Below are 20,258 nucleotides of genomic sequence, written 5' to 3'. Positions count from 1 at the left end.
CTAGCCACGTAGCACCACCTAGTCAGTTCGTATCAATTAAATTCTGCGTTTTAAAAAAATGTAGATATTTTAAAAAAACGGCGATACATTGACTGCAAGCACCTTTGCAACTTCTTACGACTGCCCATTTCATCGCTGTAGGCGCTACGCTCTTTAGAGACCGTCAAAAAAGTGACTGCCATAACAGCGCCTGCCGAACGAATAAAGGAATCCACGCCATGACACATTTTAACTGGGACGACCCGCTGCTCCTGGAACAACAGCTCACTGATGAAGAGCGCCAGATCCGCGATGCGGCCTACGATTATTGCCAGGAAAACCTTCAGCCCCGCGTGCTAACCGCTTTCCGCGAAGAGCGCTTTGACCGCGAGATCATGACCGAGATGGGCGAGCTTGGCCTACTCGGCGCCACCGTTTCCCCCGAGTACGGCGGCGCAGGCGTTAATCACGTGGCCTACGGTTTGATCGCCCGTGAAGTCGAGCGCGTCGACTCCGGCTACCGTTCCGCCATGAGTGTGCAGTCCTCGCTGGTGATGTACCCCATCGAAACGTACGGCTCTGAAGAGCAGAAGCAAAAATTCCTGCCCAAGCTTGCCAGTGGCGAAATGGTCGGCTGCTTTGGTCTGACCGAGCCTGATCACGGCTCCGACCCCGGCAACATGATTACCCGGGCGGAAAAAGTCGACGGCGGCTACCGTCTAACCGGCGCCAAAATGTGGATCACCAACAGCCCGATCGCTGATATCGCGGTAGTGTGGGCGAAGTCAGCAGCCCACGATAATCAAATTAAAGGCTTTATCGTTGAGCGCGGCACCGAAGGCTTCACCACGCCTAAAATCGAAGGCAAGGTATCACTGCGTGCATCGATTACCGGTGAGATCGTACTGGATAACGCCTTCGTTCCCGAAGAGAACCTGCTGCCCAACGTCAGCGGCCTGAAAGGCCCGTTCGGCTGCCTGAACAAAGCACGCTACGGCATCGCCTGGGGCGTTATGGGTACCGCGGAGTTCTGCTGGCACGCAGCACGTCAGTACACGCTAGACCGCAAGCAGTTTGGCCGCCCGCTGGCTGCCAACCAGTTGATCCAGAAAAAGCTCGCCGATATGCAAACCGAGATAACACTGGGCTTGCAAGCAGCGCTGCAGGTAGGCCGCCTGATGGATAGCGGCAACTGGGCACCGGAAATGGTGTCACTGATCAAGCGTAACAACTGCGGCAAAGCGCTGGATATTGCTCGCCAGTCCCGCGATATGCACGGCGGCAACGGCGTTTCTGACGAGTACGGGGTTATTCGTCATATGGTCAACCTGGAATCAGTGAATACCTACGAAGGTACCCACGATGTCCACGCCTTAATTCTTGGCCGCGCGCAGACAGGCATTCAGTCGTTCTTTTAAACGCCATCAGCCAAGGAAACAGCCTTTATGAGCAAGCCCGTTATGAGTGAGCCCACTAAACCACTGGCCGGGATAAAAGTACTCGATATTTCCAGAGTACTGGCCGGGCCTTGGTGCGGCCAGATGCTTGCGGATATGGGCGCGGATGTCATTAAGGTGGAACGACCCGGTAGCGGCGACGACACACGTCATTGGGGCCCTCCTTGGCTGGCCGGTACCGAAGAGTCGGCGTATTACCTCTGCGCTAACCGAGGCAAACGATCCGTAACAGTGGATATGGCCAAGCCCGAAGGCCAGGCGGTGATCAAGCAGTTAGTCGCTCAATCTGACGTACTGCTTGAGAACTTTAAAGTCGGCGGCTTAAAGCGCTATGGCTTGGATTACGCAAGTCTTAAAGCGTTGAATCCCAAGCTGATTTACTGCTCGATTACCGGATTCGGCCAGGAGAGCCCCTACGCCCATCGCGCCGGTTACGACTTTATGATTCAAGCCATGGGCGGCATCATGAGCCTAACCGGTAAGCCCGATAACGAACCGGGTGGCGGACCAGTGAAGAGCGGTGTTGCGTTCACCGATATTTTTACCGGGCTGTATGCGGCCAATGCAGTACTGGCAGCGCTTTACCAGCGCCGCGATAGCGGCGTTGGGTGCCATATCGATATGGCACTGATGGATGTACAGGTCGGTGTGCTCGCCAATCAAGCATTGAATTACCTGACCTCCGGCAATGTGCCCCAGCGGTTGGGTAATGCTCACCCTAACATCGTTCCTTACCAGGCCTTCGCCACCCAAGATGGTCATATGATTATGGCCGTCGGCAACGACGAACAGTTCAAGCGTTTCTGTGCGGTGCTTTCGCTACCAGCGTTGGCCGAGGATCCACGCTTTGCCACCAACGGCGCCCGAGTGAATAACCGTGCCCTGCTGGTTCCCCAGCTGGAAGCGGCACTGGCCCAACGCACCACCGATGAATGGCTGGCCGCCTTTGAAGCCGTGGGTGTGCCCTGCGGCCCCATCAATACGCTCGACCGCGTCTTCGATGACCCCCATGTTAAAGCCCGCGGTCTCAAACAGACGCTGCCTCACGATCAAGCAGGCCAAGTGGATCTTGTCGCCAATCCGATCCGGTTTAACGGCACCCAGATGAGTGCCGGCATAGCGCCGCCCCACTTGGGGCAACATACTGAAAGCGTGTTAGAAGAACTGGGTATTAGTGTCGAACAGCGCACTGCGCTTCGCGAAGCGGGGATTATTTAGCAGCGTTTGAAAGACAATCATTGTTGTATAAAGCGTCATCAAGACTATATTTAGATGTATAAAACAACGCAAAGCGCCCCTATCTTCGACTGCAGCCTTGCCTATAGTCACAGCGCTTCTTCACACTAAAGTTTTAGCGGCACCAGCCCCTAACGCGCCCCTAACTCGCCACTATCAGGCAGGAGCAGCAATGAGCCAGTGCGCACGCGTTAACGGCAGCTGCCATCGCTGTGAAGGCGAATTACCATTTGAATTCACCATGGCTTTTCAGCCGATTGTGGACTTATCCCTGGCTCGCATCGTTACTTACGAAGCCCTGGCTCGCGGTACGAACGGGGAATCTGCTAAGAGCATGATCGCAAAAGTCACTGATGATTTGCGCTACCGCTTTGACCAAGCCTGCCGAGTGAAAGCAATCGAAATGGCCAGCGCTTTGGGCATGCAAACCAATCTATCGATTAACTTCCTGCCCAACGCCGTTAATGAGCCCAAAGCCTGTATCCAACCAACGTTAGCGGCATCCAAAAGGGTTGGCTGGCCAATTCACCGGCTCATTTTTGAAATCACCGAAACCGAGCGCGTCCACGACCGACAGCACCTGCGTAATATTATTAATACCTATCACTCCCTGGGCTTTCAAACGGCGCTCGATGACTTTGGCAACGGTTACGCCAACTTGGACCTACTCACCGATTTAACGCCTGATAAGCTTAAAATCGACCGTGAACTGGTGGTACGCTGCGATAGCGATCATCGCCGCCAAGTGCTGTTGAGTGCGATTATATCCCTCGCTAAAAAACTCAATATGACGTTGATTGCCGAAGGCGTAGAGACCCACGCCGAAGCACTATGGCTGGCGCGAGCGGGCATTGTTTGCCAGCAGGGTTTTTACTTTGCCAAGCCTCGGGTGAACGCCCTTAGCGTAGATTTAACGGCGCGCCTTCAAGCGCTACGGCATGAGTTTAAAATGGCATAAGTTTAAAATGGCATAATGTGCTGTCATCGCATCGTCACTCATGTAAGCAACCTTATTAAGAACTATATTAAGAACTATGCTAAAAGTTACGCACTATGTTGAAAGATCAACCTTCATCAATAGGGAGTAAGCCATGAGCAGCAATGCCGAACTGAACGAGCTAAAACGCAAATACGTCGCTGCTGGCGCCGCTAGCCCAGCGACGGCATTCGCCGACCGTGCTGAAAACGCTGAAATCTGGGACGCTGACGGCAACCGCTTCATCGACTTTGCGGGCGGTATTGGCGTACTCAACGTAGGCCACCGCCATCCTAAAGTGGTCGCTGCGGTCAAAGCCCAGCTCGATAAGTTGATGCACACCTGCCAAACGGTCATGCCTTATGAAGGCTATGTAAAAGTGGCTGAAAAGCTCAGCCAAATCGTTCCGGTCCGTGGCCATGCCAAAGTCATGCTGGCTAACTCAGGTGCAGAAGCACTCGAAAATGCGGTCAAGATCGCGCGCGCGGCTACCGGCCGTTCCAACGTCATCTGCTTTGACGGCGGCTACCACGGCCGGACCTTCTTCACCATGGCCATGAACGGCAAGGTAGCGCCCTACCAGAGCGACTTTGGCCCCATGCCGGGCACCGTCTTCCGCGCCCCCTTCCCAGTGCCCTACCATGGCGTTAGCGAAGATGAAGCCATCCGCGGCTTGAAGATGACGCTAAAAACCGATGCCAACCCGAAAGATACCGCGGCGATCGTGCTTGAGCCGGTGCTCGGTGAAGGCGGCTTCTACCCAGCGTCGACCAGCTTCCTGACCAAGATCCGTGAGATCTGCGATGAGCACGGCATATTAATGATCATCGACGAAGTGCAATCGGGTTTTGGCCGCACCGGCAAGATGTTTGCCATCGAACACAGCGGCGTTGAGCCGGACATCATGACCATGGCCAAGAGTATGGCCGACGGCATGCCGATCTCCGCGATCGTCGGTACCGACAAAGTAATGGATGCCTCCGGCCCTAACTCCCTGGGCGGCACCTATACCGGTAGCCCCACTGCCTGTGCGGCGGCGTTAGCGGTCATGGACGTATTTGAAGAAGAGAACATTCTGGAGAAGAGCCAAGCCCTGGGTGACAAACTGGCGAAGCGCTTCAATGATTGGGCTGGCAAGTTTGACTGCATCGATAACGTGCGCAACATGGGCTCGATGGCCGCGTTTGAGCTGGTCTCAAACAAAGCTGACCATACGCCTAACGCGGAACTAGCGGCTGCGCTGTGCAAGAAAGCTCGCGAAGAAGGCTTGATCCTGCTTTCATGCGGTATGTACGGCAACACTATCCGCTTCTTGATGCCCGTGACTATTCAAGACGACGTGCTCAACGAAGGCTTGGATATCATTGAGTCCTGCTTGGAATCACTGACCTAAGCTTCAGCAATGCCAAAACAGACGCCGCCCAATCGGGCGGCGTTTTGGTGAGTGCTACGGGTTGATTCAGACCTCATTGCCAAAATGGCTAATTAACATGGTCGTTAACGTGGTCTGCGGTCGCCTTCCAGGAAGTTCGCCGTAAACACTGCTTTGCCATGGGTCTCAAACGACCACTTCATTACCTCACTTAACGCCGCCATCACGGCATCGAACTCGCCAAATACCTGAGTGCTCATGCGATTCGGGTGTACTTCCAACCCCGTCGCCTCCAGGCGTTTCACCACCTCTTTAACCACCGGTTTGAAGTCATCGGCCAGTGGGTAATAACTAAGCTGTACGGAAAGATACATAACGCCTCCTTACGCTGTATGGGAAGACTGCCTAACGTTAGCGATGCGCTGCCAGGCAGCCAGAATAGCGGCGCGCGTCTCATCCGGGTGTTCCATTGGGAACATGTGCGTACCAGGCACTTCGCTCACCGATAAACCCTTACGCTTCAAGCGCTTGATGCGCGACGCCGTCAGCAGGTGCGACTCGCTACCCGCCACCAATTCTATCGGCACGCCTAGCCGCTTTGGCATCTGCGAAAGGTGATCAGGCAGGTGGCGGAAAATTTCAACTTCGATCCGCGGATCAAACGTCAGCTCCGCACTGCCGTCATCTAACAAACGCGTTCCTGCTTCAATGTAGTCGTTAAGCGCTTCTGGGGTAAAGCGGCGAAACAAGCCCCGGCGTCCCAACGAGCTGGCCATTACTTCACGGCTCGGCCACACCGTGCGGCGCCCCTGGGTTTTGCCGGCAGGCGTCACACGATCAATAAAACCAAATCGCTTAGCGGCTTTCATCGCCCAAGCATCCGTTCCCAGCATTAATGGTGGGTCCAGCATAATCACACCGCAAAACCGCTCGGGCTGTTTATCAGCCGCCATGGCCATCAGAGTGCCACCCAGCGAATGCCCCACGCCCAACAACGGCGTATCGCTCTGAGGCAAATAACTCAGCAACTCATCCACCAAGTTGCCCCAGTTGTGATTCACCGGGTAATCCGGGTGGTGGCCCAGGCGGTCCAGCGGATGCAGATCAAAGGTCTCTGCCAGTGGATTCAGCAGGCTGCGGTAACTTAACCCTGGAAAACCGTTGGCATGGGCAAACACTAAGCGGGTACGTGACGTGGCATCAGCAGACATGGCGGGCTCGTTGGAAAAATAACTAAATGGCGATGGTCAAGTTGGCGATGGATAGACCACCTATCATACGTCTGTTTTATCGTGCACCTGATGGAGCGTCAATCAGCATAAGGGTTAACAGGCTAATTAAAACAGCGATAGCTGTTGTTCTTGGCTGTTTTCCGCGAGCCGATAACCTACGCCTAGCAGGCGTACGGGCCGCTCGCCCCGGGCCCAACCGACATTGAGTAAGGTTTCGAATTGTTCAAGATTAGGCGCGGGGTCGGCGTGTTCTACAGTGGTTTGGGTGAAATCACTAAATTTCACTTTCACCATCACGCCACGCACCGCCAGCGGTGGATCAAGCCGTGCGTAGCGCCGCTCTAAATCCTCGATCAGTGCCGGTAGCTCGCGGCGGCAGGCATCGAGGTCAGGTAAGTCCTGGGCATAGGTCTGCTCGGTACTGACCGACTTACGCTCGCGGTGGGTTTTTACCGGGCGCTCATCCCGCCCCCAACTAAGCTCGTGCAGCCGCCTTCCAAAACGGCCAAAGTGTTCGACCAGTTCGGTCAGCGAGCGGGTACGCAGATCAGCGCAAGTATGAATATCCAACCCCGCCAACTTTTCGGCCGTGCGGGGGCCAACGCCGTGGATCTTTTTCACCGACAGCAGTTGCACAAAACTATCGACTTTATCCGGCGTAATCACGCACAGGCCGTCGGGCTTGTTCCAGTCGCTGGCAATTTTGGCCAGGAACTTATTGGGCGCCACGCCGGCGGAAACGGTAATTCCCACTTCGCGGCTCACCCGCTCGCGGATCGCTTCTGCCATTAGCGTGGCGCTGCCGTGATGCAGCGTGACCTCCGAGACATCCAGAAAAGCCTCATCCAGGGAGAGCGGTTCGATAAGGTCGGTGACCTCGCGGTAAATCGCAAATACCTGGCGGGCCACCGCTTTGTATTTAGCCATCTCACCGCGGATTACGGTGAGATGCGGGCAGCGCTTGAGCGCCTGAGCCATCGGCATGGCCGAGTGAATGCCAAACTCGCGGGCGGGATAGTTACAGGTAGCGACCACCCCGCGCTGCTCAACACTGCCACCGATGGCAATGGGAATATCCCGCAGCGCGGGGTTATCACGCATTTCCACCGCCGCGAAAAAACAGTCACAGTCGCAGTGAATAATCTTGCGCACTGGCTACCCTTTTAACTGTAAAAAATCACAGTTTATCACAACCTACGTGCCGCAGAATGTTCTTAGCACCTGCTCATTTTCCGTGGCGGGCGCTGCCAAACGGCGTGCTTCAACGGATTCATCGAAAGGCTGGGTGATGACCGCCAGTAGGGTATGAAAAGGTGCAAAGTCGCCGTCGTAAGCGGCATCAATGACCTCTTGAACGCGATGGTTGCGTGGAATGATCACCGGGTTGGCGTTTCGCATGGCGGCAGAGCGCTCGCTATCATGACTGGCGACCTGCTCGGCCTGCCAAGTCTCCAGCCACGCGGTCAACTCGTTAGGCTGAGTCGTCAGCGCCAGCAGCGCCTCGCGGTGCCCATCACTCGGCGAAATTGCGTAGTGAGTGAGCGCATCAAAGGTGGCGGTCATATCCATCCGCCCCTGATGCATCTGGCTTTCTAACGCTTCCATTAATGGTGCGGCTTGTGGGCTTTTCTCTGCCAAGCCGAGTTTATCCGCATGCAGGCGGAGCTGCTCCGCGCTGAACAGTGATTCAAAGCGGCGAATGACGTCAGTGGCCTGCTGCACCAGCGCGTCGCCCTCTTCACACATCAACGGCAGCAGCGTTTCGGCAAAGCGGGCCAGGTTCCACTGGGCAATCGCCGGCTGGTTGGCAAAGGCGTAGCGGCGGCCTTGATCGATGGAGCTGTATACCTTCTGCGGGTCGAACTGCTCCATAAAGGCGCAGGGGCCGTAATCGATGGTTTCACCGGCAATGCTGCAGTTATCAGTATTCATCACACCATGAATAAAGCCGACGCTCATCCAGCGGGCGATCAGCACTGCTTGACGGGCCACCACCGCTTCCAGTAGCGCCATATAGGGGTCTTCTGCGTTGGCGGCTTCCGGGTAGTGGCGATCAATCACATGATCCGCCAGGGCTTTTAGCAAGGCTTCATCCCGCTGCGCAGCGGCAAACTGAAAGGTGCCCACGCGAATATGGCTACTCGCCACGCGGGTAAAGACGGCGCCGGGTTCGGACATCTGCCGAACCACGCGCTCGCCGCTAGTCACGGCGGCCAAGGCGCGGGTGGTGGGAATCCCCATCGCCGCCATAAATTCGCTAACCAGGTACTCACGCAGCACCGGACCTAACGGCGAACGGCCATCGCCACCGCGGGAAAACGGCGTGCGGCCGCTGCCTTTTAGCTGCACATCGCGGCGCACGCCGTTCTGGTCGATCACTTCGCCCAGCAGCAACGCGCGGCCATCGCCTAATTGCGGCACGAAATTGCCGAACTGATGGCCTGCGTAACCCAGCGCGCCCGATTTAGCTCCCGGCATGGCCTGATTACCGCTAAACCATTGGGCAAGTGTCGTTGGGTCAGGAATCTCTTTAGCGCCCAGTTCATCTGCAAGCGAGGCATTAAAGGCGATGAGTTCAGGCTGGGCCACCGGCGTTGCCTGGGTAGCGACCCAGAGGGGTTTCGGTAACGTGGCATAAAGATGTTCAAATGACAGCACGATAGGCTCCGCTTTTAGTGGCAATATCTAATGTCTATATCTAATGACTATATCTAATGGCTATGCTTAGCTAATACCCTAGCACTCTACTCAAGTAAACGCCGAGACGATGATGTTAAAACCGTGCCCAAACATATCTAATGTTAAAGGCAGTGCGCTAACGCCCCTCCCCCGCGACTTTTATAATCGCGACACGCTTAAGGTCGCTAGAGAGTTGCTGGGCTGCTGGCTAGTGCGCGAACAGGACGGCGTGCAGATGGCTGCCAGAATCGTTGAAACCGAAGCGTACTGTGGCGCTGAAGATTCTGCCTGCCATGCCCATAAATGCCGCTCGCCACGGACAGAAGCGATGTTCGGGCCTGCAGGCCACGCCTACGTTTATCTCGTTTATGGCATGCATTGGTTACTGAACGTGGTCACTGAGCCCGAAGATTCGCCCTGTGCGGTGTTGATTCGTGCGGTTGAGCCCACGTTAAACGAGACCGCTATGCGCGCGATTCGTCAGGCAAAGGGTAAACAGTTAAGCAATGGCCCCGGAAAGCTGACCCGTGCGTTCACGATTGATAAAGCGCTGTATGGCCACGATATGACACAGGCTGACAAGCTGTGGATTAGCGCCGCTGCGCACGATGCCTCGATAGCCAGTGGCCCACGTGTAGGCATCGACTACGCCCAGCCCGAGCACCGCGATGCACCCTGGCGGCTCTGGTTGGAAGATAATCCTTGGGTATCGAAAGCGCGCTAATAGCGGTCTTTAAGAGAACTGCAAACAGCGAACGGCCTCTTCAAGCACCGGCGTTAACGGCGCGCGCCATTGGTAGCTTAATAGTGCATCCGCCCGAGTAACGCCGAGCGAGAGCGACGCCAGCGGCAATCCGCGTTCATGGGCGGTGCGGCAGAAACGGTAGCCGGAAAACACCATCAACGAGGTACCCACGGCCAGCACTGCCTCCGACTCGGCCAGTGCTACCTGCGCTGCTAACCTACGCTCGGCAGGCACCACATCACCGTAAAAAACCACATCGGGCTTTAAAATACCGCGACAGCGCGGGCAGTCGAAAATACGAAAAGTACTGAAGTCGGTTTCAAGATCGGCATCACCATCCGGGGCGTGGCCAGCCTCCAGACCTGCAAAGCTAGGGTTCATTCGCGCCATCTCGGCATGCATCGCGTGGCGCATCATTTGGTAGTCGCACACCATGCACTTGACCATATCCGCCCGACCATGCAGGTCGATCACCCGGCGCGAACCGGCCCGCTGATGCAAGCGGTCAACGTTTTGGGTCACCAACTGCTGGATATACCCCTGCGACTCCAGCGCGGCCAGTGCCCGATGCGCCCCACTTGTCTGGGCTTCGCGCATGGCGCTAAAACCAATCAATGCCCGCGCCCAATAGCGCTGGCGAACGTGATGAGAACTCATAAAATCGCCATGCTGCACCGGGGGCGGCCGCTTCCACTGGCCATCCGCATCGCGATAGTCCGGAATGCCGCTATCGGTACTCACACCGGCACCGGTAATCACCCACAGTTTAGGGTGCTGCTGAATAAACGCAGCCAGCTCTTCACCCGCCTGGGTAATGCTATTGGCTATTTCCACGACCTGCGTCAATCGTTCACCTCTAGGCAATATTGCTCAAACTCAACGATACTGTATGACAAGCAACGCCTGCGCAATGCGCAAAAGCACCTCATTTTAAGGAGCATATGATGCAACAGTCTGAGCAACGTTCTGGACAGAACGATCATGATGTCATCATTGTCGGCGGCGGCATGGTCGGCGCCGCACTGGCGGCGCGCTTGGGCCATACAGGCTTTTCGGTCGGGCTAGTGGAACAGGACGATGCCCCCACCCCACCCAGCGGTGACTATGACCTGCGCATCTCATCACTCAATGCCCGCTCATTGGCGTTTGTTAAGGCCAGCGGCACGTCTTTACCCGAGGAGCGCAGCTGCCCTTTCCGCCATATCGATGTCTCCAATCAGGACGGCACCGGCCACTCGCTGTTTTCCGCAAAAGATAGCGGCATGAAAGACTTTGGCATCTTTATCGAAAACCGCACGCTGCAGTATGCGCTATGGCAGCGCATAGAACAGCTACCCAGCGTTACTTGTTACACCCAGTGCGCGCCGTTAAGCACGCTCACCTCAAACAGTGCTCGCCTGCTGGAATTGGATAACGGCAAAACGTTAAGTGCCCGTTTAATCGTCGGCGCCGACGGTGCGCACTCTACCCTGCGGACACTGGCCGGTATTAGCGTCACGAACTATGACTACCATCAGCGGGCAATGATCATCAACGTGGAAACCGAGCTACCCCAGCAGGATGTTAGCTGGCAGGTGTTTACGCCTACCGGCCCGATCGCCATGCTGCCCCTGCCCGGCCATCGCGCGTCCTTAGTGTGGTACGACAAAGAAGAGACCACCAAAGCCCGCGAACAGTTAGACGATGACGCGCTTAAAGCCGCCATCGAAATAGCTTTCCCTAAACGCTTGGGTAATCTCATCCGTATCGTTGCGCGGGCCAGCTTTCCGATTAAGCGCCAACACGCCCAGCGCTATATCGGCAAGCGCTTAGCGCTGATTGGTGATGCTGCTCATGTGGTACATCCGCTGGCAGGCCAGGGCTTGAATATCGGCCTTCATGATGCCGACACCCTGGCTGAGATTATCATTCAAGGCCGCGACCCAGGTGACTACGTCAACCTACTCCGCTTTGAGTGCCAGCGCCGCGCGGCCAACCAGGCCATGATCGCCGCCACCGACACGTTTCATCACCTGTTTACCGGCGCCAGACCGCTGCGCCAATTGGGTGATTTAAGCCTGCAGCTCGCCGAGCGCTTCCCGCTCGCCAAGCGCATGATGATGCAACAGGCCAACGGCTTGAATCCATTCAAGGTGTGGTAGCCGCTGATACAAGCAACGCATTTTAGCAACGAGAAAGCCAAGCCATTAAGCTTGGCTTTCTCAACTCCGCTAGTTACACCTTAATGCGGTTATTCAAGAACTCACGAATCACCGGGATAATGACATCGCCGTGTGTTTCCAATGCAAAATGCCCCGTGTCGTAAAAACGAATGTCCGCCTCAGGAATATCTCGCTTCCAGGCTTCAGCGCCTGGCGGAAGAAAGAACGGATCATGCTTTCCCCATACGGCGAGCAACGGCGGCTGATACTCCCGAAAATAGGCCTGAAATTCGGGATACTTCGCAACGTTGGTGGCGTAGTCCAACAATAAGTCGAGCTGAATATCCGCCATCCCAGGTTGAGAGATATGAGCCCCTTCCAACGTATAGGCATCCGGTGCTACCGCACTTATGTCGCTTACCCCCTCCAGGTACTGCCATTTGATGGAAGCAGGCGTCGGAAAGTCGCTAAGGGCATCACGATTCGCCTTTGAAGGGTCGTTCCAATACGTCTGAATAGGCTCCCACCCTTGTGAAAGCCCCTCCTCATACGCATTGCCATTTTGCGAAATGATGGCAGTAATTTTTGACGGGTGAGCCACCGCCAAACGCCAGCCCACAGGTGCACCATAGTCGTGAACGGCAATGGCGTAGCGGTCAAGCTTCAACTGATCCGTAAATTGATCAATCGTTTTCGCCAGGTTGGCAAAGGTGTATTCATACTGCCCTCGCGCTGGTGACTCGGTAAAGCCAAAGCCGGGTAAATCCGGTGCCACAACGTGATACTCGCAGGCAAGCGCCTCAATAACATCACGCCACATATACGACGAGGCAGCGAATCCATGCAGCAGCAGTACCGTCGGTGCCGCTGGATCCCCCGCTTCACGATAAAAGACGTCGACATCGCCCACTTTCTCGAAACGATAGTGAACCTGCCGCTTAGCCGAGCCAGAGGCCTGCCTAACGTTGATCGTCAGCGCTTCCTGGGTGCCAGTTGAGGCCGCCATATTTTCAGATGTCATAGAGGAACTCCTTAGTAACCGTTAATAAATACTTTTGAAGGTTATGCAGAACAGTAGTAACCTGTCAAATATGAAATTAAGGGTTACTCAATATGTCATCTAAAATTGCACCTCCGTTTATCGCAAGCAATCTCGCCATCGATTTCATCAACACACAATTTGGCGTAGGGGACGAGCGCCAAGAGTGTTTGGATGACGGCAGCAGTGTCATTGAGTGGCTTCAGCAGGCGGGCGTGTTATCGGAGTATCATGAAAGCCCACCGTCTGGGTTAGTCCAACTTGCTCGAGAAATGCGTGAAAACATGCGGGATCTGCTTATCTCGGCCCAACAGGGACGGCCCGCAGATCCCACTGTAGTGAACTACGTGCTGGAACGGGGTTACCATATAGAGAAAATCGAATGGCAGCCAACGGCATCGGCGTTTCAGAAAAAAACGGTTAAGCGCAACATGGAAAGCGAGAGCCTGTTGCAGCCTGTTGCGTGGGCATTGGTCCAACTGCTTACCGAGGAAGATTTGCAGCTTGTGAAGGAGTGCGAAGCCTCAGACTGCGTTCTGTTGTTCCACGATCAAACAAAATCCCACCGGCGCCGCTGGTGCAGCATGGCTGCTTGCGGAAACAGAATGAAAGCGGCAGCGCATCGGGCTAGAAAGAAAACGAGCACGTGAGACTCGTCGACTTCAGCTCGCCAAACGTATGAGTATGCTGCAAGCTAATGGGCTTAATAAGCTTAGTATTATTTAGGAATAATTAATGCACCCAGAGTCTACTGATCTAGTCACATTGGAGCTTTTTTTTGAGAAGCTGGCACTGCTACCCAAACCGCCACCCCCTATCCCCAATCTGTTTGCCGTTGCAGGACCTGGACAGAATGAGAACCGCCTATCGAACTTAATGGCCTTCTTTATGGGCGGTTATCCCGGCGCGCCCCACTGGTTAGCCAAAGCCCTGCTGCATGCACTGGTACGTAGCGATCAATTCGATCACGAACATCTACAGCAAATCGACTGGGAAGCGGTTACTACCGAGCGGGAAGCAGGCAGTTGGAACGCTGAGAGTGAATCAACCAAGCGCCTGGATTTAGTAGTTTCAGGAAATGACTTCGTCCTGGGTATCGAGCATAAAGTGTGGGCTTCGGCGGAGAATAATCCGTTTTATGCCTATGACGATTTGCTGAACAGCTATGGGGTTAAAGCCTACAGGTGTGTTTTATGCCCGGATGTCTCCAAGGCAAGCGTTCAAGCGCCCGCCAAGAGCGCGGGCTGGCCGACGCTGTCCTACGCAGCACTATTGGCCTCGGCCTATGAACTGTACGGGCAAGATGTAGCACCATCTAGCCAGACAAAATGGCAAATTTTCTATCAAGAGTTGTTGCAGCACCTCTTCTCTATCGCCCATCCAACAGAAGAAAAGACAATGACGAAAGACGAGCTGTTATTTTCGTTAAAACATTTCAATGACTTGCACGAAGCATCTCAGCGTTTAGAGCAATTCGAACAAGAGTTGATGGTGGAAGGGAAAAGCTCTATTGCTGCTGCGTTACAGATAGACATCAGCGAACTCAGTACCAATAAGAAGCCGGAAAATTGGAAGCAAACAAGAGCGTGGCGTTTCATTCCCTCTGCTTGGAGTAATAGCCACGGTGGAGCCTCTCAAGTTTGCCTTGTTTATTATCCTTCATCAGAGTCGGAAGGCGATGAAAGCATCGGTTTCGAGATACGGGCATATTTGGAAAGTCAGGAAAGCAGTGATCTTTGGCTTAAAGAAATCGAACAGGCATTTCTGAAGGAAACGCCTGCTACCAAACAGCCGGGATGCAGTTGGTACAGAGATGGCGGTGACAGCGATGCTTGGTATGAAGTCAAAGGACGCTGGTTGGCGTTGAGTGCTTGGCCCAGAGAGTACACCAAGGTTGGAGCCATGAAAGCGCTGGGTGATTTAGCCAAATGGGTAAATGAACACGCTTTCCAGCCAGGAACCAATAAAACCGGCTAATGAGGTTGAAACGCTGAACGGTACGACTTGAAACCGTTCAAAATACGCTAGAACCGGCTACGCTGAGAGGGTGGCCACTGTCTGTGGCCCAAAACAATCACAATAACCCCTCGTTTAAGGCACCCCAATGGCATCTACACGACAAATGCTGTTCACGGCAACGCTATGTTCCGGCCTTGGCCTGCTTCTGACCTCCCCCCTTTGGGCCTGGGATGGCATCGTCGAAAAACACACCTTTGAAATAGACAGCTTCACTACCCAGGGCGGCGAGACGATCCCTAACGTCACGGTGGGCTGGGAAGCCTATGGCGAACTTAATGAGGCTCGCGATAACGTTATTTTAATTACCCATTTTTTCTCAGGCTCCAGCCATGCAGCAGGCCGTTATGATCAGGATGGCGAACCAACCGGCTACTGGGATGCCATCATTGGCCCCGGCAAACCGCTGGATACCGATGAGTACTACATTATCTCCTCGGATACGTTGGTAAACCTAAATGCCAATGACCCCAACGTCACCACTACCGGGCCCGCCTCCATCAATCCCGATACCGGCGAGCCCTGGGGAATGGACTTCCCAGTCGTCACCATTCGTGACTTTGTCGAGGTACAGCGCGAGCTACTGGAGAGCCAAGGCATTGAGTCGCTGCATGCGGTGATGGGTGCCTCGATGGGCGCGCTCCAGGCCATCGAGTGGGCCAGCGCCTACCCAGACCGAGTAGAACGGCTTATTTCAGTCATCGGCGGCGGCGTTGCCGACCCGTGGCTGCTGGCCACGCTAAGCGCCTGGGCAGCGCCGATTCGGCTGGATGCCAACTGGAACGAGGGTAACTACTACGACGGCGAGCCGCCCACCGACGGGCTAAAAGAGGCGCTGAAGCTGGTGACGCTCAACGCCAACCACTGGCAGTGGGCCAACGAGACATTTAATCGCGATTGGGCCGACGAAGAACGCGACCCGGCCCAGGATATCAACGCCCGCTACGCGATCGAGCAAACGCTGGATGATATCGCCGCCACGCGTGCGGAAACGTCTGATGCCAACCATTTCCTGTACCTGGTTCAGGCCAACCAAACCTTTATGGCGGGCCATGGCGAATCGTTAGAAGAGGGGCTTGCCGCCATCGAAGCACCCACACTGATGTTGTATAGCGAAAAAGACCTCGTCTTCGTCCCTGAAGGCGTGCGCCGCACCGCCGAGTTGATTGAGGCTGATGGCACCGACGTGACACTGGAAACCCTGGAAGGTAATCGCGGGCATTTGGATGGTGTGCTATCCATTGACCAGGCGAGTGATACGTTGCGTGAGTTTTTACAGTAAGGGATTGAGCGCTGGCTTTTAGGTTAAAGCCAGCGCAAGTGCAGCTGACAATATTTAAAGTTTTAGCCACTTGAGTGCGCATTGCTATGCGCATATGCTATTTACATGCTTATGACAGTCACAGGGGGCTGCAATGGCCGCGCTATATAACACCGCAGCACCGAAAAAAGCCGCAAATTTGTCAGTTAACAGCGACTTGCTTCAAAAATCTCGCGCTTTGAACATTAATCTCTCGGCCACACTAGAACGCGCATTGAGAGAAGAGTTGGCAAAATGCGAGGCATCCCAATGGATCGAAGAAAATCGAGCTGCAATCACAAGCTACAACGATTTTGTCGAGCAGCATGGCTGCTTCGGTGACGAATTTCGGGAGTTTTGATGGCTCAGTTCGATGTCTACCCTAACCCCAGCAAGACCAGCAGAGCGTACTATCCGTACTTGGTGGATATCCAAAGTAGCCTACTTACAGATCTGGCAACCCGAATCGTGATCCCATTGGGCAATCGAGCAGCTTTTGGTGGCAACGTCATGCAAGGCCTCACACCGGAAATAACGTTCAACGGTCAGGGGCTGTTGTTGCTGACGCCGCAAATCTCATCAGTGCCAGTGAAACATCTCAACTCCCCCGTCGGTACCCTTTCGCATTTTAGGAGCCAGATTGTGGGTGCGCTTGATCTCGCTGTTACTGGGATTTAATGTTCAAAATTATCGCGTCCATGCTCTCTTTTAGCACCCCGAACCTGGCTGGCAGGCATATTGAGTTCGAATCAGTTCGATTTCTCGGATTTTTTTGCAGCAGGAGGATCAGCGACAACAGTCGCTATCCTCAATTCAGGTCTGAGCCTCTAGATCATTAGCGGTTGGCGTTCTCTTCGGCCACCTGACGAAGCGCATCGACAAGCACGTCAGCGGGCTGGGCGCCAGAGATCAGGTAACGTCCATCGAGAATAAATCCTGGCACCGCGCTTACCCCTGCCTCCATGAAGCGCTGCTCTGCTGCTCGTACTTCATCCGCGTACTGATCCGAGCGTGCGATGGCCTCGGCAGTGTCGCCGTCCAGCCCAACCTCAATGGCCTTCTCCCGCAGAACCTCTGGGTCGGCGGGGTTTTTCGCCTCACCGAAGTAGGCCTCGAAGAGTGCCAACTGCAGGGCGGTCTCTTGGTTTTGCGTTCCGGCCCACGCCAGCACGCGGTGGGCAGCGAAGGTATTGTTCGCCCGGCGCTCAAGGGCACCACGGAAATTCAGCCCAAGCTCTTCGGCGGCGGCCATAATCTCGCGCTGGGACTGCTCCATGCTGGCCGCGTCCTTGCCGTACTTGCGGCACAAGTGCTCCAAAATCGGCTCGCCCTCGGGCGGCATGTCGCGGTTCAGCTCAAAGGGCTGCCAGACCAGCTCAACGTCGATCTCGCCATTGAGTGTCTCTAACGCTTGTTCCAAGCGCCGGTAGCCGATCGCGCACCACGGGCAGGCGACATCGGACACTAGGTCAATTCTTACCTTTTGCATGATGGATATCCTTGTTGGGTTTGGTCATCAGCGCACAAACTGCGCTAAGACTTGGCATTTATCAAGCAACGCCTAAACGCAACCAGCTCAGTGGGTAAGGAGCAATATTATGGGTGTCTAGAATACTCGGAGCGATTCAGTTATATAGATACAAAAAACAAGAAAGCTATTCACCCGCCACTTCAGAAAAGTGGCCCGCTTTATCCAGGGTGTATTCGCTAAAATCCTGCGCCAAATAAAGCGAACCTGAATAGACGTGCTGGGCCTCTTTGCGGATATCCTCAATGGACGGCGACGCATGGGGGTTGAGCTGGTAACGGGGGCTAAAGTGCGTCAGCACCAGATTGGGAAGCTGTACCGATTCGGCAAACACGGCGACAAGTTTGGCGTAGCTATGCCCTACATCACCGGCCTTCTGGGCCATCTCTTCTGTATAGGTGGCTTCATGAACCAGCACCTGTGCCCCCGCGCAGGCATCCATCAACAAGTCAGGCTGGTCATTGTCGCCAGCGATCACCACTTTTCTTGGCTTGTGTTTGAAGATCAAGAAGTCATGGCTTTTTAACTGCTCGCCCTCAAACTCAACATCAAACCCTTGCTTCAACTGCCCCCACAACGGCCCTCTCGGAATTCCCTTTTGCGCTAGCTTATCCACGTCCAAGGCAGCATCGACCTTTGTCTCCGTAAACCCATAAGCATAGGACGGCGCCCGGTGTGAAAGCCTGAAGGTGGTCACCGCGATGCTTTCAAACTCAACGCTGGGCAGGTCGTCCGAGTCGATAAACGCCAGGGCGAAGGGCAAGCAAAGCTGCGTGGCCTCACAGGTGGCCTCCAACCACGCTTTGATACCGGCGGGCGCCACAATGGTCAGCGGCGCTTTCCGGCCACCCATTCCCGCACTCGCCAGTATGCCCGGCAACCCATAGCAGTGGTCGCCGTGCACGTGGGTAATAAAGATGGCTTTCAATGAATGGAACGACAGCTTCGTGTGCAACACCTGATGTTGAGTACCCTCACCACAATCGATTAGGTACCAGCCCTTCCCCTTGCTCTCTCGTAGAGCGATGCCGGAGACGTTTCTTGTTTTGGTGGGCACGCCAGCGGAGGTGCCTAGGAACAGTAAATTCATATCGCGTCCATGCTCTCTCTTATGCACTCGCTTTGGGAATAAGGCGGTGGACTAGTAGCCAACTGAATTTAAGCATTCGTGCTTTTACGCTAATTAATAGGCGTACATTAATGCAGTTGGGGCGTACCTGCATCCGCCAAGCCTAGCTGACTTGACTTGCGGTTAAAGCATTAGCGCACCTAGCTCATAACGCATGGGCTCAGCCGCCGGTTTGTAGCGGCAGCGGAAAACCAGTCGGCTGCAGCCGCTTGTTATGTTTCACCTTTTCAGCGTCTTCCTGAGTTCGTCAACACTAGCCCACGGCCGCTTCCTATGGAGCATTCGATGGCAATTCGCACAGACCAATGCGAAATCAGAGACTTTTGTAATTCGCATTTCTCCGGCAACAAGCTCGCTTAACGGCCTAGTGTGGTGTGCCTCGATGTACGATTCCCCGAGGGGACCATACTTTCTTGCGAAATCGAATCCGCAAATTTCACAGGGCAACGCTCCATCGTGTCTCTGAGCATGCTTGCGTTTGGCCTGGGAGACAGCCCTAGAATCTCTTTCCCTGTACTTGTGTAGGCGCTCTATTCTTTTGCCTTCCGGGAAAGATTGGCGCGTTGATTCATCGGTATTGTCCGATAGCTCATCTGCAGTAATTCGGAAGGTTGAAAGTTGGAAAACATCCTCCAGAAAATCTTCCAGGGTTACGAGGACCCCAGGAAGAGACACGACATAATCGACGGAGCCGGCAATTTGAGCGAAAGCTTCCTTCCTTTCTTTGTTGCGCCCATCGCGTTTTCTCGGTCGGTACGTCCAGATTAGATCCACCGATTCTTGCCCATCCCGTTGATTGTGTAATTCTGCTATTGGGGCAAGATTTTTATTATTCGGGTATAAGACAACGTAGTAGTTGCCATCTTCATACCAATCGATGACTAGTAACCATAACTTTTCGCCATCGACTCGTTCAATTCGAAATGCTCCTATACAGGATTTGCCATCCGCAAAGGAGTGGAATCCCTTCAGGGGAAACTGCCGAATTTCCTCCGAAAGATTAAACTCGACACAACTTCCGAGGTCATCCTGCAGGACTTTTACCAAATGGCGAGCGGTATTTTTATTCATTGCAAAAAGCCTAGTTGTAGGACATAACAGTAATTATAAGAAAGGCTAATAACCTCAATAAAGGAGTTGACGCACTCATTGAGTTTATGTAGCCACCTCGTTTGACTCTACCCATTGATTCCCTTAAGAGCAAAGCAGATTTTGGCGGAATATCCAAAATTCGCATACCTGCTCGTTTTGCTATATCTAACAGTACTTACCTCATTGCAATGAGCAGTTAGACTAGGATATATCACGGAATAAACCTTGTACTCACGTTGGAAGCATCACTTCGCCTTTATATGGCTAGGCGTGGCCAAGCTGAGTAAGGTTAAAGCTAGTTGAGGGGCCGCTGTTGGTGTTCGTAATGTTGCGGGGC

At 54.4% G+C, this 20,258-nt stretch carries 20 protein-coding genes; 11 read left to right on the top strand and 9 right to left on the bottom strand.

Features of this window, described 5'->3' with window-relative positions:
• The first annotated feature begins 218 nt into the window (after positions 1–218).
• The 4 genes from ACW44H_RS03025 (at position 219) to gabT (ending at position 5,041) form a co-directional block, all read left to right on the top strand.
• Positions 219–1,397, top strand: a complete 1,179-nt coding sequence (locus tag ACW44H_RS03025; protein ID WP_035576748.1) for an acyl-CoA dehydrogenase — start codon at positions 219–221, stop codon at positions 1,395–1,397.
• A 42-nt stretch (positions 1,398–1,439) separates the two neighbouring features.
• On the top strand, positions 1,440–2,654 hold the full coding sequence (locus tag ACW44H_RS03020; protein ID WP_457508908.1) for a CaiB/BaiF CoA transferase family protein: 1,215 nt from the start codon (positions 1,440–1,442) through the stop codon (positions 2,652–2,654).
• Positions 2,655–2,844: 190 nt separating this feature from the next.
• Positions 2,845–3,630: an EAL domain-containing protein gene (locus ACW44H_RS03015; protein ID WP_457506778.1), complete on the top strand. Its 786-nt coding sequence runs from the start codon at positions 2,845–2,847 to the stop codon at positions 3,628–3,630.
• A 133-nt stretch (positions 3,631–3,763) separates the two neighbouring features.
• Positions 3,764–5,041, top strand: coding sequence for a 4-aminobutyrate--2-oxoglutarate transaminase (gene gabT, locus ACW44H_RS03010; protein WP_113268658.1), 1,278 nt, complete (start codon positions 3,764–3,766; stop codon positions 5,039–5,041).
• A 104-nt stretch (positions 5,042–5,145) separates the two neighbouring features.
• Here the strand turns inward: gabT and ACW44H_RS03005 are convergent, their stop codons facing one another.
• The 4 genes from ACW44H_RS03005 to ACW44H_RS02990 form a co-directional block, all read right to left on the bottom strand.
• Positions 5,146–5,394, bottom strand: a complete 249-nt coding sequence (locus ACW44H_RS03005; RefSeq protein ID WP_113268657.1) for a YkoF family thiamine/hydroxymethylpyrimidine-binding protein — start codon at positions 5,392–5,394, stop codon at positions 5,146–5,148.
• A 9-nt stretch (positions 5,395–5,403) separates the two neighbouring features.
• Positions 5,404–6,231, bottom strand: coding sequence for an alpha/beta fold hydrolase (locus tag ACW44H_RS03000; RefSeq protein ID WP_457506775.1), 828 nt, complete (start codon positions 6,229–6,231; stop codon positions 5,404–5,406).
• Positions 6,232–6,357: 126 nt separating this feature from the next.
• On the bottom strand, positions 6,358–7,404 hold the full coding sequence (gene dinB, locus ACW44H_RS02995) for a DNA polymerase IV (protein ID WP_457506773.1): 1,047 nt from the start codon (positions 7,402–7,404) through the stop codon (positions 6,358–6,360).
• Between the two features lie 42 nt (positions 7,405–7,446).
• Positions 7,447–8,910, bottom strand: a complete 1,464-nt coding sequence (locus ACW44H_RS02990) for a protein adenylyltransferase SelO (RefSeq protein ID WP_457506771.1) — start codon at positions 8,908–8,910, stop codon at positions 7,447–7,449.
• Positions 8,911–9,019: 109 nt separating this feature from the next.
• Between ACW44H_RS02990 and ACW44H_RS02985 the strand changes: the two genes are divergently transcribed.
• Positions 9,020–9,655, top strand: a complete 636-nt coding sequence (locus ACW44H_RS02985; protein WP_457506769.1) for a DNA-3-methyladenine glycosylase — start codon at positions 9,020–9,022, stop codon at positions 9,653–9,655.
• A gap of 9 nt (positions 9,656–9,664) precedes the next feature.
• Here the strand turns inward: ACW44H_RS02985 and ACW44H_RS02980 are convergent, their stop codons facing one another.
• Positions 9,665–10,522, bottom strand: a complete 858-nt coding sequence (locus ACW44H_RS02980; protein WP_457506767.1) for an NAD-dependent protein deacetylase — start codon at positions 10,520–10,522, stop codon at positions 9,665–9,667.
• Positions 10,523–10,620: 98 nt separating this feature from the next.
• Between ACW44H_RS02980 and ACW44H_RS02975 the strand changes: the two genes are divergently transcribed.
• Entirely contained in the window at positions 10,621–11,817 is a 1,197-nt protein-coding gene (locus ACW44H_RS02975; protein ID WP_457506765.1) for a UbiH/UbiF/VisC/COQ6 family ubiquinone biosynthesis hydroxylase, read from the top strand.
• A gap of 73 nt (positions 11,818–11,890) precedes the next feature.
• Here the strand turns inward: ACW44H_RS02975 and ACW44H_RS02970 are convergent, their stop codons facing one another.
• Entirely contained in the window at positions 11,891–12,838 is a 948-nt protein-coding gene (locus ACW44H_RS02970) for an alpha/beta fold hydrolase (RefSeq protein ID WP_457506763.1), read from the bottom strand.
• A gap of 92 nt (positions 12,839–12,930) precedes the next feature.
• Between ACW44H_RS02970 and ACW44H_RS02965 the strand changes: the two genes are divergently transcribed.
• The 5 genes from ACW44H_RS02965 to ACW44H_RS02945 all read left to right on the top strand — a co-directional run bounded on the left by ACW44H_RS02965 (position 12,931) and on the right by ACW44H_RS02945 (position 16,850).
• Positions 12,931–13,506: a CGNR zinc finger domain-containing protein gene (locus ACW44H_RS02965; protein WP_457506761.1), complete on the top strand. Its 576-nt coding sequence runs from the start codon at positions 12,931–12,933 to the stop codon at positions 13,504–13,506.
• A gap of 85 nt (positions 13,507–13,591) precedes the next feature.
• The gene (locus ACW44H_RS02960) at positions 13,592–14,833 is read left to right on the top strand and encodes a PDDEXK-like family protein (protein ID WP_457506760.1); all 1,242 of its coding nucleotides are present in this window, start codon (positions 13,592–13,594) and stop codon (positions 14,831–14,833) included.
• A 127-nt stretch (positions 14,834–14,960) separates the two neighbouring features.
• Positions 14,961–16,154, top strand: a complete 1,194-nt coding sequence (locus ACW44H_RS02955; protein WP_457506758.1) for an E22 family MetX-like putative esterase — start codon at positions 14,961–14,963, stop codon at positions 16,152–16,154.
• Between the two features lie 133 nt (positions 16,155–16,287).
• Entirely contained in the window at positions 16,288–16,533 is a 246-nt protein-coding gene (locus ACW44H_RS02950; RefSeq protein WP_457506756.1) for a type II toxin-antitoxin system CcdA family antitoxin, read from the top strand.
• Positions 16,533–16,850, top strand: coding sequence for a CcdB family protein (locus tag ACW44H_RS02945; RefSeq protein WP_457506754.1), 318 nt, complete (start codon positions 16,533–16,535; stop codon positions 16,848–16,850). The genes ACW44H_RS02950 and ACW44H_RS02945 overlap by 1 nt, the downstream gene beginning before the upstream one ends.
• Positions 16,851–17,007: 157 nt before the next feature.
• Here the strand turns inward: ACW44H_RS02945 and ACW44H_RS02940 are convergent, their stop codons facing one another.
• The 3 genes from ACW44H_RS02940 to ACW44H_RS02930 form a co-directional block, all read right to left on the bottom strand.
• Complete coding sequence (locus ACW44H_RS02940; RefSeq protein ID WP_457506752.1) at positions 17,008–17,661, bottom strand: DsbA family oxidoreductase; 654 nt, start codon at positions 17,659–17,661, stop codon at positions 17,008–17,010.
• 166 nt (positions 17,662–17,827) lie between these two features.
• Positions 17,828–18,790, bottom strand: coding sequence for a ribonuclease Z (locus tag ACW44H_RS02935; protein ID WP_457506750.1), 963 nt, complete (start codon positions 18,788–18,790; stop codon positions 17,828–17,830).
• 258 nt (positions 18,791–19,048) lie between these two features.
• Entirely contained in the window at positions 19,049–19,900 is an 852-nt protein-coding gene (locus ACW44H_RS02930) for an HNH endonuclease (RefSeq protein WP_457506748.1), read from the bottom strand.
• Positions 19,901–20,258: the final 358 nt, after the last annotated feature.

It is taken from the genome of Vreelandella sulfidaeris Esulfide1 (assembly GCF_054072535.1).
Note: the sequence above shows the minus strand (reverse complement) of the source record. Positions and strands in the feature narration are given on the sequence as shown.

Coding starts and splice junctions, on each gene's coding strand:
- ACW44H_RS02930 (WP_457506748.1), bottom strand. CDS start 19,900: ATGAATAAAAATACCGCTCGCCATTTGGTAAAAGTCCTGCAGGATGAC.
- ACW44H_RS02955 (WP_457506758.1), top strand. CDS start 14,961: ATGGCATCTACACGACAAATGCTGTTCACGGCAACGCTATGTTCCGGC.
- gabT (WP_113268658.1), top strand. CDS start 3,764: ATGAGCAGCAATGCCGAACTGAACGAGCTAAAACGCAAATACGTCGCT.
- ACW44H_RS02940 (WP_457506752.1), bottom strand. CDS start 17,661: ATGCAAAAGGTAAGAATTGACCTAGTGTCCGATGTCGCCTGCCCGTGG.
- ACW44H_RS03020 (WP_457508908.1), top strand. CDS start 1,440: ATGAGTGAGCCCACTAAACCACTGGCCGGGATAAAAGTACTCGATATT.
- ACW44H_RS02965 (WP_457506761.1), top strand. CDS start 12,931: ATGTCATCTAAAATTGCACCTCCGTTTATCGCAAGCAATCTCGCCATC.
- ACW44H_RS03025 (WP_035576748.1), top strand. CDS start 219: ATGACACATTTTAACTGGGACGACCCGCTGCTCCTGGAACAACAGCTC.
- ACW44H_RS02985 (WP_457506769.1), top strand. CDS start 9,020: ATGATGTTAAAACCGTGCCCAAACATATCTAATGTTAAAGGCAGTGCG.
- ACW44H_RS02975 (WP_457506765.1), top strand. CDS start 10,621: ATGCAACAGTCTGAGCAACGTTCTGGACAGAACGATCATGATGTCATC.
- ACW44H_RS02960 (WP_457506760.1), top strand. CDS start 13,592: ATGCACCCAGAGTCTACTGATCTAGTCACATTGGAGCTTTTTTTTGAG.
- ACW44H_RS02950 (WP_457506756.1), top strand. CDS start 16,288: ATGGCCGCGCTATATAACACCGCAGCACCGAAAAAAGCCGCAAATTTG.
- ACW44H_RS02970 (WP_457506763.1), bottom strand. CDS start 12,838: ATGACATCTGAAAATATGGCGGCCTCAACTGGCACCCAGGAAGCGCTG.
- ACW44H_RS02945 (WP_457506754.1), top strand. CDS start 16,533: ATGGCTCAGTTCGATGTCTACCCTAACCCCAGCAAGACCAGCAGAGCG.
- ACW44H_RS03005 (WP_113268657.1), bottom strand. CDS start 5,394: ATGTATCTTTCCGTACAGCTTAGTTATTACCCACTGGCCGATGACTTC.
- ACW44H_RS03015 (WP_457506778.1), top strand. CDS start 2,845: ATGAGCCAGTGCGCACGCGTTAACGGCAGCTGCCATCGCTGTGAAGGC.
- ACW44H_RS02935 (WP_457506750.1), bottom strand. CDS start 18,790: ATGAATTTACTGTTCCTAGGCACCTCCGCTGGCGTGCCCACCAAAACA.
- ACW44H_RS03000 (WP_457506775.1), bottom strand. CDS start 6,231: ATGTCTGCTGATGCCACGTCACGTACCCGCTTAGTGTTTGCCCATGCC.